General features: G+C 49.6%; 9 protein-coding genes. 4 read left to right on the plus strand and 5 right to left on the minus strand.

All coding sequences use genetic code 11. The annotated features are described in order from the left end of the window. Positions 1-4: 4 nt before the first annotated feature. The 3 genes from ACYVK4_RS14515 to ACYVK4_RS14525 all read left to right on the plus strand — a co-directional run bounded on the left by ACYVK4_RS14515 (position 5) and on the right by ACYVK4_RS14525 (position 7,015). Positions 5-2,131: a xanthine dehydrogenase family protein molybdopterin-binding subunit gene (locus ACYVK4_RS14515; protein WP_461128241.1), complete on the plus strand. Its 2,127-nt coding sequence runs from the start codon at positions 5-7 to the stop codon at positions 2,129-2,131. Between the two features lie 213 nt (positions 2,132-2,344). Then, positions 2,345-6,553: a hybrid sensor histidine kinase/response regulator gene (locus ACYVK4_RS14520; RefSeq protein ID WP_461128242.1), complete on the plus strand. Its 4,209-nt coding sequence runs from the start codon at positions 2,345-2,347 to the stop codon at positions 6,551-6,553. Positions 6,554-6,610: 57 nt separating this feature from the next. Next, positions 6,611-7,015: an Hpt domain-containing protein gene (locus tag ACYVK4_RS14525; RefSeq protein ID WP_461128243.1), complete on the plus strand. Its 405-nt coding sequence runs from the start codon at positions 6,611-6,613 to the stop codon at positions 7,013-7,015. A gap of 41 nt (positions 7,016-7,056) precedes the next feature. On the opposite strand, the gene solA is transcribed toward ACYVK4_RS14525, so the two are convergent. Both solA and ACYVK4_RS14535 read right to left on the minus strand, forming a co-directional pair. Continuing rightward, positions 7,057-8,235, minus strand: a complete 1,179-nt coding sequence (gene solA / locus ACYVK4_RS14530; protein WP_461128244.1) for an N-methyl-L-tryptophan oxidase — start codon at positions 8,233-8,235, stop codon at positions 7,057-7,059. Between the two features lie 31 nt (positions 8,236-8,266). Then, on the minus strand, positions 8,267-9,628 hold the full coding sequence (locus tag ACYVK4_RS14535; RefSeq protein ID WP_461128245.1) for a GH1 family beta-glucosidase: 1,362 nt from the start codon (positions 9,626-9,628) through the stop codon (positions 8,267-8,269). 133 nt (positions 9,629-9,761) lie between these two features. On the opposite strand from ACYVK4_RS14535, the gene ACYVK4_RS14540 reads away from it, so the two are divergent. Further along, positions 9,762-10,784: a hypothetical protein gene (locus tag ACYVK4_RS14540; RefSeq protein ID WP_461128246.1), complete on the plus strand. Its 1,023-nt coding sequence runs from the start codon at positions 9,762-9,764 to the stop codon at positions 10,782-10,784. Positions 10,785-10,891: 107 nt separating this feature from the next. On the opposite strand, the gene ACYVK4_RS14545 is transcribed toward ACYVK4_RS14540, so the two are convergent. From ACYVK4_RS14545 to ACYVK4_RS14555, 3 genes are all read right to left on the minus strand, one after another. After that, positions 10,892-11,293, minus strand: coding sequence for a hypothetical protein (locus tag ACYVK4_RS14545; protein ID WP_461128247.1), 402 nt, complete (start codon positions 11,291-11,293; stop codon positions 10,892-10,894). A 120-nt stretch (positions 11,294-11,413) separates the two neighbouring features. Continuing rightward, a complete protein-coding gene (locus ACYVK4_RS14550; protein ID WP_461128248.1) occupies positions 11,414-12,430 on the minus strand; it encodes a bile acid:sodium symporter family protein in 1,017 nt (338 codons plus the stop codon). A gap of 88 nt (positions 12,431-12,518) precedes the next feature. After that, positions 12,519-13,607, minus strand: a complete 1,089-nt coding sequence (locus tag ACYVK4_RS14555; RefSeq protein ID WP_461128249.1) for a glutaminyl-peptide cyclotransferase — start codon at positions 13,605-13,607, stop codon at positions 12,519-12,521. Positions 13,608-13,827: the final 220 nt, after the last annotated feature.

The raw sequence follows: 13,827 nt of genomic DNA on the forward strand, positions 1-13,827 counted from the left end.
TTCCATGAAAGACACAACTAAATTTATTGGCACGCCCGTCAGCCGTATCGATGGCCTTGCCAAAGTGACCGGGAAAGCGACTTATTCGACGGATTATCCGGTTAAGAACCTTGCCTATGCGGTACTTTTCAAAAGCACTATTGCTGCCGGGACGGTCCGTAAGATCGACGTGGCTGCGGCTGAGAAAGCACCCGGAGTACTGGCCATCATTACGCATATGAATGCCCCAAAGCTGAATGTGGATGGGGGAATTCGGGGAGGTGCGCTGCTGCAAAGTCCGGAAATAGAGTTTTACGGGCAGAATATTGGCCTGGTCGTGGCCGAAACCTTTGAGCAAGCCCGGTACGCAACCCATCTGATCAATGTTACTTACGACAGGAAGGAGCCGAAAGTAGATTTCGAAAAGCTGTCGAAGGAGGCTGTGGTGCCAAAGGATAAAGAGAAGGCAGATGCGATTCGCGGAGATGCTAAAGCTGCTATCCGAGAGGCCGTCATAAAGGTAGAGTCCGTTTACGAAACGCCTATCGAGCATCATCATCCGCTGGAACCTCACGCTACCATTGCCGAATGGAATGGCGACCATGTAACCCTGTACAACAGTTCACAGATTGTGAACGGTGCTCAGAGTGCTGCGGCTAATACCCTGAAAATAAAGCCGGAACAGGTTCGTATCATCACCCCGTACATTGGGGGCGGCTTTGGCTCAAAAGGTGGACAGTGGGCCAATCTGGTGCTGACGGCAGTAGCGGCCAGACAGGTGAATCGACCGGTAAAACTGGCACTCACCCGCCAGCAGATGGTAAACTCGGTAGGACTTCGACAACGGAACCTCCAGAAGGTGAGCTTAGCGGCTACCAAAGATGGTAAGTTGACGGCCCTGGCGCACGAGATCACAACGCATGGAGCCATTAAAAACGAGTTTATTGAACCTTGCGGTGATTGCTCAAAAATCATGTATGAGGTGCCTAACTCGCTCATTACCTACCGGACGGTGCCGATGAACGTGATTCTGCCGACTTACACCCGTGGTCCGGGCAAATCGACCGGGAGTTTTGCCCTCGAATCGGCAATGGATGAACTGGCCCATACCTTAAAGATGGACCCGATAGAGCTTCGGCTTAAAAATGAACCCGAACGAGACCCGTCCAATGGCAAACCCTGGTCGTCGCGCACCACGGTTCAATGTTTACAGACTGGTGCCAAAGCGTTTGGCTGGGAAAAACGAAAAGCGGAGCCCCGCCAGAACCAGCAGGGAAATTACCTGATCGGGTATGGCGTATCGTGCGGAACATACCCCGCCCATCAACGGCCTACCTCCGCTATCGTAAAGTTAAAGCGTACGGGTAGTGATGTCACGGCTACGGTTGAACTGGCCGCTGCTGATCTGGGCACGGGCACCTATACAATTTTAACGCAAACAGCTGCCGATGCACTGGACTTGCCCATTCGTAATGTAAAAGTCGTTATTGGCGACTCCGATCTTCCTCCGGCAGCTGGTGCAGTGGGTTCGGTGGGAGCCTCCAGCTACGCTAATGCGGTAAATGATGCCTGCGAGAAAATTACGGATGAACTGCTCGCCCGATCGGGTAAGCAATTTTTTGCCAGACCAACGGCCTCCCAACTCATGATTTCGGAAAAGATCACCGAATTTAAGACCCGGGTCGATGCCAGGCCGCTGGAGAGTGCCGAGGCTTATTCGGCGCACAGCTTCAATGCCAACTTTGCTGAAGTCGCCGTTAATCGGTTCACGGGCATGGTTCGAGTGTCGCGTTTTCTGGCGGTGACGGGTGCCGGAACTATTCTCAATCCAAAAACAGCCCGTTCGCAGATTATTGGTGGAGGTATATGGGGGATTGGCATGGCACTCACTGAAGAATCGATTGTTGATCCCCGCTGGGGTAATTTTGTAACCCGATCCTTTGCCGATTATCACGTGCCTGCCAATCTCGATATTGGTGATATGGACGCTATTTTCATTCGGGAAGATGATCAGCGCGCCAATCGACTGGGCGTGAAAGGAATTGGTGAGGTAGGTATTGTGGGAGTGGCTGCCGCCGTTGCCAATGCTGTCTTCAATGCCACTGGTAAACGTGTTCGTGAGCTTCCAATTACACCGGATAAGTTGTTGTAAAACTAACCTGTAGTATAGTTAAAAGCCCCATATGACCCCGAATTCGGGGTCATATGGGGCTTTTAACTATTTCAAAAATGTTTAAAAGGCTTGTTCAATCAGATAATTGGCAAATACTATAAATTGTTTAAATATTTTGTTACTATATATTAATATGATTAATAATATGTTACTACATTTGTGTTTATAGGACCGTAACCTGTCTGGGCAAGAATGTATGTTCGTTTTATTTACATACTAATAGTTTGGCTATTAGGTAATCAGCTAGCCAGCGCACAGCAGGCGAATACACGATTCAGTTATCTGACGACAAATCAAGGCCTTTCGCAGAACAACGTGACCTGTATTTTGCAGGATAGACGTGGTTTTATGTGGTTTGGTACGCAGGATGGCTTAAACCGTTTTGATGGATATACCTACACACTTTATCGACATGACCCGAAAAAGGCTACCAGCCTGAGCAACAGTTATATTCATACAATTTTTGAGGATAAGCAGGGTCAGCTTTGGGTTGGAACCGATGATGGTGGCTTGAGCCTGTTTGATCGTAATACGGAGACATTTACCAACTATCAGCATATTCAGGGTGTGAACAATAGCCTGAGTCATAACAAAGTTATGGCGATTGTTCAGGACACCCAGGGCTACTTATGGGTAGGTACGGCTGGTGGCGGACTGGATCGGTTTGATCCCCGTCAAAGAACCTTTACCCATTTCCGACATGAGTCGAACCAGCCGGGTAGTCTAAGTCATAATAAAATTAGTTCAGTTGTCATCGATCGTACCGGGGTGATGTGGATTGGTACGGATGGGGGAGGGTTGAATCAATTCGATCCGGCACGACGTATTTTCATTCATTATCAACATAATCCAACCAATCCGCATTCGTTAAGTAATAACCGAATAACAACCACATTTGAAGACAGCAGGGGGCGTTTTTGGGTGGGGACAGAAGGGGGTGGTTTAAATCGTTTTGACCGAAAAACCGGTTTCTTTACCCGCTTTCAGCAAGAATCGGATCAATCTGCTCAGCTAACGCATAATAATGTGATGGTGCTGGCCGAGGATAAAACGCACAGGCTGTGGATTGGCACACGGAATGGCGGTATTATCTTACTGAATGCCGACAGTTCACTAGCTTATTACACGTACAGCGAAATTCCTAATCAGGGACTCAATAACGGGTCTATTTATTCAATGTATCAGGATCGGGTAGGGGCCATGTGGATAGGCACCTATTCGGGTGGCGTCAATAAAGTAGATGCCGCTCCGCTCAAATTTACGCTCTTTCAACGAAACCGGGTTGGTAGTACGAACCTGACACACAACAACATTTTAACCGTTCGGGAGGATCACCGGGGGGATTTGTGGTTGGGTACCGATGGCGGAGGTATCAGCGTTTTAAAGAAAGGCCAATCCGTTTTTACACCCTATCAGGATAATAGTCGGAATGCTTCCAGCTTTAGCCGGAATTACGTTTTGGCTATTTATGAAGATGCCGACCGGCAAATCTGGACCGGCAATTACAAAGGCGGCCTTCGGCGGTTCAATCGGGCCACCAACACCTTTGAGCAAAAGGGAAAATTTGATCATCAGAGTATCAGTGCTATTCTGGAGGATAAACGGGGCATACTCTGGCTGGGTACATTTGAAGATGGTCTCATTCGGTATGATAAACATAGCGGTGCTTTTAAACGGTATCAGGCCAACTCATTGCAGCCCGGCCAGTTAAACTACCCAACCATTACCACGCTATGGGAGGACCCTTTCGGAAACATCTGGATTGGAACGGAAGGGGGAGGGGTAAACGTATTAAATCCTGCTAAAGAAACTTTTACTCAGTTTGTACACGAACGGCAGAATGACAAAAGCCTGAGTAATAATCTGGTCAATGCATTTTGTGCAGGCAGGGATGGGCAACTATGGATTGGTACAAACGGAGGATTAAACTGCTTCGACCCTAAAAAACAAACGTTTAAAGTCTATCGACAGCAAGATGGCCTGTCGAATGAAGTGATCCAGGGAATCCTGGAAGATGAAAAGGGTACGCTGTGGCTGAGTACCAACAAAGGGCTCATTGCTTTCAACCCTAAAACACATTCAATCCGGAGTTTCGATACGAGTGACGGGTTGCAGGGGAGTACCTTTAATCGAAGCTCCTGTTTTAAAAGCCAGAATGGTTACCTGTTTTTCGGTGGCCTGAGCGGTCTCAATAGTTTTCATCCCGACAGCCTTCGTTACAATCAGTTCATACCTCCTGTTTACATCACTGACTTTCAAATCTTCAATAAACCGGTCAATGTACAGGATGAGCAGTCACCGCTGGTAAAGTCCATTATCGAAACCCGCTATTTACCCCTTTCCTACAAGCAGTCTGTCCTTTCCTTTGGATTCGCTGCGTTGAATTACACCTTTTCAAGAAAGAATCAGTACGCCTACAAACTTGAAGGATTCGACAAGGATTGGATCAAGGCGGAAACAAAGCGGACGGCAACCTACACGAATTTAGATCCGGGTGATTACGTATTCCGGGTTAAGGCGTCCAATAACGATGGGGTGTGGAATGAGACTGGAACCTATCTGAAACTCCATATCATACCGCCATTCTGGCAAACCTGGTGGTTTCGAGCCCTTGTTATACTGGCCTGTAGCTGGAGTGTGTTCATGATTTTCCGGCTTCGTGTAAGAAACATCAAAACACAGCAGATCCTGCTTCAGACGCAGGTCGATGAGCGCACAAAAGAGGTTACCCAGCAGAAACAGGCGTTGCTGGACCAGGCGAATTACCTTCGTTTGCTGAACGAAAAACTGGAGCAGCAAACGGTTCAGGAACAACAGGCCCGGCTGGAGGCCGAAAATGCAAACAAGGCCAAGAGTGTTTTCCTGGCCACCATGAGTCATGAGATTCGCACGCCGATGAATGGTGTTATTGGGGTGACTTCGTTGCTGGAAGATACGGACCTATCGGCAGAGCAACTGGAGTACACCAACACCATTCGCAGTTGTGGAGAAAGCTTACTGGGTGTGATCAATGATATTCTGGACTTCTCCAAGATCGAGTCGGGTCACCTGGAACTGGAGCAGCAGCCCATCGATCTGCGGGATTGCATTGAGGGTGTGCTGGATATGTTTGCGAGTAAAGCTGCCGAAATTGGTTTGGATTTGATTTATCAGATTGCCCATAATGTGCCTACCCAGATCATAACAGATGGGCTGCGGCTGCGGCAAATATTGATTAATCTGCTGGGGAATGCCATTAAATTCACCCAACAGGGAGAAATCGTTATCAGCGTGGTACTGGCCTCTCAGCCATCTGACCAGACGGTTGAACTGGCATTTTCTGTGCGGGATACCGGTATTGGGATTCCTGCCAGTAAACTCGACCGACTCTTTAAAGCGTTTTCGCAGGTAGACTCATCCCATGCGCGTCAATATGGGGGTACCGGTTTAGGGCTGGTAATCAGCCAGCGGCTCATTGAACTGATGGGAGGGAGCATCCGGGTTGAAAGCGAAGAAGGTGTAGGCACTACCTTTCATTTTACCCTCCAGACACAGGTAAGCCAGCAGGGTAAGCGTCAGTATGTATATCTCCACGCGGGCGATAATGATGGCAAGTCCGTGTTATTGGTGGATGATAATCAAACCAATCGGATGATCCTGAAAGCGCAGCTGGAGCAGTGGCAGTTGCGGCCAACGGTTGCCAGTTCAGGAAAAGAGGCTTTGGAAATACTGGCCCGGCATACGCCGTTCGATCTGATTATAACCGACCGCCAAATGCCGCAGATGGATGGTATTGAACTGGCCAAAACCATAAAAGCCAGCTATCCCGGAGTACCGATAATCCTTCTCAGTTCAATGGGCGACGAAAGCCGAAAAACCCATGTCAGCTTGTTTACGGCAATTTTAACTAAACCTGTTCACCAGCAGCATTTCGCTCAGGTGATCCAGCAGGCGTTAAAGGCGCAGCGCCCGGCCGACCAGGTGGCGGCCCCGCGTTCCGAATCGCTATATGCGCCCGATCTTGCCGAAAGATTCCCCTTGCGAATTCTCGTAGCGGAAGACAACCTGATTAATGTTAAACTGATGGTCAGGGTATTGAACAAGCTGGGGTATTCGCCGGTCGTGGCCAACAACGGGCATGAAGTACTCGCGTGCCTGCCACAGGGATTTGACCTGATTTTGATGGATGTGCAAATGCCGGAGATGGATGGGCTGGAGGCAACCCGCTTGATTCGTCAGCAAGCTATCCCTCAGCCTTATATCATCGCGCTGACAGCAAATGCCATGCAGGAAGACCGTGGAATTTGCCTGGAAGCAGGCATGGATGATTATGTGACGAAACCCCCGGATATTGGCCTGTTGACAAAGTCTTTTCAGCAGCTAAGTCTGAACATCCGTAATCGGGAAGTGTCGATTGGATAAGTCCTGATGACGAAATAGGTTTAAAATGAGAGTTTAATTTAAAAACAGTTTTTGCTTATGAGTACTTCCGCTTCGTTTGCCGCAGCATGGGGAAATCCCGCCGAATCAGGAGCTGATTTTTCGTTGGAAACGTTATTGGAATCGGTAGACGATGACCGGGAATTTGCCTCTGAACTGCTGGAATTATTTCTGGCCCAAACCCCGGACCAGATTCAGCAGATCCGGCTTGCACTGGAGAAGCATGACTTTGTTGCCATTGGTCGCATCATTCACGCTCAGAAAGCCCCATTTCCAGTGTTTGGGCTCACCCAGGTGGCTGCTGCAGGCCAGGCCGTTGAAGCACATGTAGCCGGAAATATTGAAATCAATAAGGCATCTCAGCTGGTTAGTCAATACATGGAAACACTCATGGCTGAACTACCTCTTATGCACGTGGCCCTGAACAGCATGGCTCAGTCCTAGCGCAGGGCACAAAGGTCTATCGTAATACAAAATTGGCCACTTCAGGAGGACTGAAATTGACTGAGTCTGAAATGACTGATGTCGAAATCCGTCTGATCCTGTAAGGCCAGTTCAGACAATATCTGACCAACGGCAGCTGAATGCTTGAACCCGTGCCCTGAACAGGCAGATGCCAGCAGAACATTCGGATTGTCGGGGTGGGCGTCAATGATAAAATCGCCATTGGGGGTCATCGTATCCAGGCAAACGACCGATTTAACCGCCTGAGAACCAACGCCGACAAAATTAGGCGCGATGTGTTGTTCGTACATGCGTCGCGTCTCTGCTTCGCTTACCGTTCGGTCCACTGTCTGGGGCGTTGTTGACTGCTTATACGTTTCGGTGGCAATTTTGATCCCTCCATCAGGACCGCCCACGGCCGGAAAGCCGTACAAATCCCGGTCACTCAGAATGAATACCGGCAGTTTATCGGGTGTATACTGAGTATAATCGCCGTCGATGCCAAACCAGTACAACACTTGCCGATACACCGTCAGTAAATCTTGATAGGGCGTGTGGCGTAAAGATTCCCTTATCCAGGAGCCGGTTGTTAAGATCAATTTACGCGTCTGGTACACTCCCTGCTCCGTCCGAACGGTTAGCCCGGTTTCAGAGTTGATATAGTCAAGCATTCGCTCATTCGTCCGGACGATAGCTCCGTTCCGACGAGCCTGATCCAACTGCACAGAAATACAGCGTTCAGGGTTCAAAAAACCGGCTTCTTCCTCAAAATACCCTACGTCGCCGGTGCGATACTTAAATTGAGGAAACTCCCGTCGAAGCGTATCCCCATCCAGCATCCGATGGGTAATCCCAAACTGTTTGGCAGCTTCGATCGTGGTTGTGAGCCAGCCCGGTTTGTTATGCATCTGGATGGGCGAATGCTCCTGCCCGATAAAAAGCCCGCCCGTAATGGTTAGCAGCTGTTCACCCGATAGCCGTTCGAGTTCCCGCCATATCGCATGCGATCGGATGGCCAGCGGAACAAAATAGGCACCTTCCCCAATCGCCTGCCGCGTAATGCGGGTGTCGCCGTGGGTAGATCCCATCGTGTGGGAAGGAGCCAGCTGGTCAAGGCCCAGCACGTTGGGCGTCTGTCGGGAAAGTTGATATAAGGCCGCGCTGCCCATGGCCCCCAACCCAACAACAATGGCATCGTAGCTATTTTTTCCGGCTAGCAACTGAGAAAGACGTTTAGGGATTGAAAAAATATTAATAAAGGTGCGGTACTTGTGTCGACAGCATTTGCTGAAACCAGCGCCCGGAGGCTTTCACAATTCGCTGTTGCGTTCGGAAATCGACATACACCAGGCCGAAGCGGGGCCGATAGCCTTCGGCCCATTCAAAATTATCAAGAAATGTCCAGGCGAAATAGCCTTCCACCGGAATACCTTCCTGTTTGGCGCGCAACACTTGTCGCAGGTAGTTCTGATGATACGCTGTCCGGGCCGTGTCATTCACCGAGCCCTGTTCCACCTGATCGTAAAAAGCAGCACCGCTTTCGGTTATATAGATCTTTTTGACGCCTTCATATTGGCTGAACTGCCGGATAATTCGGTACATACTTTCGGGGTAGACTTCCCAGCCCATTTCCGTAATGGTCTGCACATTCCGACGCAGGGGCGACACGTCCTTCGCCCAGAGATAGGGCATAAAATAGGATTGCTCTACCACCGCCCGAAAATAGTGCTGTAACCCAATGAAGTCGAAGTCGAACGCCAGTTTTTCCATGTCGCCCGGTTTCGCGACTTTTTTGGCGATACCAGCCAGAAAAGGCAGGTCCTGCGTTGGATACCCCAACCCGAGTGTTGGTTCGAAAAAAAGCCGGTTAAGCAAAGCGTCGACACGCACAGCCGCGCCCTGATCGCGGGGGGTAAACGGATCAATTGGCGAACAGGAGAATGTTGTGCCCACCTGCGCATTGGGTACATTCTGTCGGACTACCCGACCGCCTTCGGCCTGCGCCAGCGCAGTGTGGTGAATGGCCGGTAACAGGTTCCGAAAACTGCGCCGACCGGGGGCATGCTGACCCGTAAAATACCCTAAAACGGAAGAGGCCAGGGGTTCGTTGAGGATAAGCCAGTGTTTGACTTTATGGCCAAACGCTTTGGTACAGACATCTACATACTCGGCAAACCAGTCGACAATTTGCCGATTGGGCCAGCCGCCCCTGTTTTCCAGCTCCTGGGGTAAATCCCAATGGTAGAGCGTGATCCAGGGTGTAATGCCAAGCGCAAGGCAATGGTCGATCAGGCGGTCGTAGAAACGGACACCAGCCTCGTTGATTCGTCCCCCGTGCCGCGGGCCAGTGCCTTCGGGCAAAATACGCGACCATGACAACGAAAACCGGAAAGCATCGAATCCCAGTTCCTTATGCAACTGAAGATCAGATTCATACCGGTCGTAGAACGCACAGGCGATGTCAGCGTGTTCGCCGGTTTTAATTTTTCCCTTTTGATGGCTGAATGTATCCCAGATGGATGGCCCGCGCCCGTCGCGGTCGACAGCACCTTCGATCTGAAAAGCTGCCGTGGCCGTTCCCCAAACAAAATCGGCTCCGAAACTGTGTTTCATTCAATAGGGATTAATGGTAGAAGAAGAGGTAAGTTGTCGGATCTAACGATTGACCACCAGTTTACCTGAATCGCTTCTGTAAATGTTAAACGGATAAATTACCTTTAAGACGAAACTACCTCACGGATTGAGTATGCCGATTATCAGTCGAAAAAAGCAGATTTATTCAATTGGGAAACCACTTCGATCGTATCTGATGCAGTACAATCGGGAGCATCCGTTGCCGCTTCAATACCGGGACCTGCTTCGATACGATAATTCCGTTACGCTCTTCGACAAACGAGACCGTGATACGCTCTGGGAAACGGTTTTCTATCCAGCCTCCGAAGTAAACGATATTCTGCTGGCTCTCAAAACGATCTATGCCATTCTGAAAGCCGATGGCGATATGTCGGTAACCGGGCACCTGACAATTGATCGGGTCGACCTGTGCTCGTATGGAAATACTATGCCTTTCCGGGTGCGGGTACGGAACCTGGTGAACGATAACTTCGATTACTTCTACATCAAGAATGCCGACGCGTCGCGCATCTATGGCCTTGAGTTAGAACATATTCTGTCCCCTAATCGGATCAGTTACCTGACCAGCGGGCAAACCCTGATCGAAGAGCATATTGCGGGCATTCCCGGCGACATGTTCTTTGAACAGCAGATGCAGGATGCCGACCGGAACGCTGTTCGGCTATGTAAAGAATTTGTGAAGTTTAACGAACGCTGCTTTGTGCGCCTGTTGGGCGACATGCACTCCAGCAATTTTGTGGTCGATATTACGCCTGATTTCGACGAAGTATATTATCGAATCCGGGCCATCGACTTCGATCAGCAGTCGTACGAAGGACGAAAATCAGTGTACATGCCGCAGTATTACCGGCAGAATCAGCCCATAATTGACCTGGGTACGGTATGCCTGACCCCGGAGAGCGTTCGTCAATACCAGATCGAGGAACGCTCGTTGGTAGCGGGTCGGCTGCGGGTGGAGCAGATACGGATTCGGGATTTGATGGCCGCTATGCGGAAGGACACAATCTCCCCGCCGGGAAACGTCGATCAACTGGGAGCCGCATTGAATCGACATTACCATACCCGAAGTTTCGACGGCTGCCATACCATGGGCGATCTGGTGTGGCGGAGCCTTGAAGTTGTATCGGCCCATTAATTGGTGGAGGTGTTGATTCGTTAAGGAAGTAAACTGGTGGCGTGGTGAAGTAGTTAACTGAAACAACTACATCACCACGCCACCAGTTTACTTATTACACTAAAACCTTATCCCCGGCGGCCGTAGGGGGCCGGGCGGTTATTGAATCGGTTCGTTTGCGTGGCAGCAAACAACCGATCCCGCTGGGATGAGGTGAGCACGGCCAATATGTCCTGGCGTTTGCGTAGCAGCGTCTGGCGGTAACCGTCGGGGGTCATGCGGGCAGTCGCCATCAAGTTGTCGTAATTATTTTCAATTTTACGGATCTGCTTCTCCTGCCGACGGCTTAAGCCGACGATAGCGTCGATCCGGTCAATTTTCAACTCGTCCTGTACCTGGTCGTTGTTATAACGCTGGTTTTGGGCCTGTGGCGAACGGTTGTCGAAAGGCCTTGAATAGACGCCCTGGGCAAAGGTTACCGTGGTGGCGAGACTGAATAAAGTAAGGGCGGCTGCGATTGTCTTTTTCATGATCAAGTGGTTGTTTTTATGTGTTACTTGATCGTTAGAGGCTAATCAACCGCCAGCGTTTAACCGGGTAATAGGACCCACTTGCTGAATGCCCATTTAAGCGGACTGAACCCACCCAAATTACTCCTGAATGGCCTTTTCTTTTTCCAGTTGCCGGTGGGCCATTGCCTGAGCAATGATACTGGCAACAATCAGTTGAAGCGCATGGTACATCATGATGGGCAGGAGAACCACCCCGGCAATGTTTCCCGGAAACAGTACGTTGGCCATGACACTGCCCTGAACAAGTGATTTTTTCGATCCGCAAAACAGGGCTGTAATGCGGTCTTCCCGGTTAAAATTGAGCAGACGGCTGACTAAATGGACAAAGCCGAAAATCAGAAAGAACAGGCCCAGCATCATGCCCGCCAGTTCCAATAAATCGGCGACCGAATAACTGGCAAACAGATTAAGTGAGAACGACTCGCAGAAAGCCGTGTAGACAATGAGCAGAATCGTCAACTGATCGAAATAACGCAGATATCCTTTATAGCGATCCGCAAACCAGCCCAGTTTTCGGTTAAGAATCAATCCCAGTACCACTGGCACGATAACCTGAATAGTGAGTTTGCCAATGACGTTATTCAGATCGTACTGGCCATCGGTACTGGTCAGTAAATAGCTCATCCAGAGGGGTGTGATGAATACCCCGATAAGGCTGGAAATGCTGGCATTGAAGATGGCTGCCGGAATATTGCCCTCTGCAATGGATACCATCACTACCGACGACGATACCGTGGAAGGCAAAGCGGCTACGTAAAAGATTCCCAGCCAGAGCAGTTCTGTGTCGGGCGTCATCAGCAGGGTACGTGCGCCCAGCACAACCGCCGGAAAAATGACAAACGTTGTCAGGTGAATGACGAGATGGAGTCGGTAATTACGCAGACCTTCTTTAAGCTGGCTGACATTCAGGCGCAGTCCGTAGAAAAAGAAAATCAGCGAAACACCGTAACCGGCAAAGGCCGATAACGAAAACGGGCCCTCCTGAACTCCGGGGTCTGGCCATAATTTGGCCAGACCGATCATGGCCAATAGTGCCAGAATGAACCAATCGAGGCCGACGCGAGCCAGTAGGGAACCTAATGATGTTTTTGCCATAGGGGTAGTAACTGACGGGAAGCGGGTTTCGTTTGGTGCTTTATTCAGTCAGGGCGGGTTATAGGCATGAAAGAATTGCTGTCATCAATTAGCGAACGGCCAATGTTCTGTTCTCCGTTCCCTTGCGTGCTGGCTTGAGTTGAATTTTGTAGAGCGTTGGCCAATTCTTGCCCGTTACATAAAAAGCATTTTCTTTTGGCTGAAACGCGATACCATTCAGCACGTTTTCCTGTGTGTCAATCGAGGTAGGTAGTATCCGTTCCATATTCAGGTTTCCGACGACTTTGCCCGTTGCCATGTCAATTTTTACGATTCGATTGGTTTTCCAAATGTTGGCATATATAAAGCCATCGACGTATTCCAGCTCATTCAAATTCATGACAGGTCCGGTATTATCGTAGACGCTCAATTCGCCTTTTGGCTGAAAAGCGGGGGTTAAAAAAAACAGCCGATTCGACCCATCACTCAAAATAAGCGTTGTGTCGCGGTGAGTGAGGCCCCAACCCTGGGTGTGGTAGGTGAAGGTTTTATCCATCGCAAAATTCAGGGTATATCGAAAGCAAATCCCTGACGTCCAGGTAAGCTGGTAAATTTTATCGTTCACAATCGTGATGCCTTCCCCGAAATATTGGTCAGACAACGGGACAGCCTTCTGAATAGTGCCCGTTTGTAGATCGACCTGCATCAGCCTGGATTTACCGTTCAGGCCTGTGCTTTCGTACAAGTTACCTTTATAAAATTCAAGTCCCTGGGTAAAGCTGCCGGGCTGGTGCGGATATGTTTTTAATACCGAATAGTCCAGATTCTGTGGTTTTATATCCGACCAAAACTCAATGCCCAGGGTATCGGAAACCGGTACTTTCTCGCGTGTGATACCGCGGATGATGAGCTGATGCAAGCCAACCGTTGCCAATTGGCTGCTTATCCGAATCGTGCTATCCAGTTGCTGAATAATAGGTGCGGGCTTCTCATCAATCGAGATGCTCACCTGCGAGAGGGGCTGCCCTACCTGAAGGGTAATAGTGTCGCCCACCGTGTAGGTTGTTTTGAGCAGCGTTGCCTGAACTGGTGGAGAAGTTTGGTCGAGGTCTGTTTGAGCCGCCTTCTTTTTCTGGCAGCCCGTGAAGAACAGAACGGCCAATAAAAGAGAAGCCGGGAGATATATACGACGTTTCATTCGAAAACTATCAGTAACGTGAGGGGAACGTTGACAGGTTTTAATGCGGATGTGAAACTACACAGTCCCGTTGGATTTCCGGCGTTCTAGAAGCCGCCATGTCCGGCGAATCACGGCTTCCTATAAGCCAGACGTCTGGTTACAGCACTTTAGGTCACTCTTATGTAATTAAAATATATATATAGGTCTATCTCGAATAAATGATTATTTATTCAATCAA

This window comes from Spirosoma aerophilum (genome assembly GCF_054782495.1).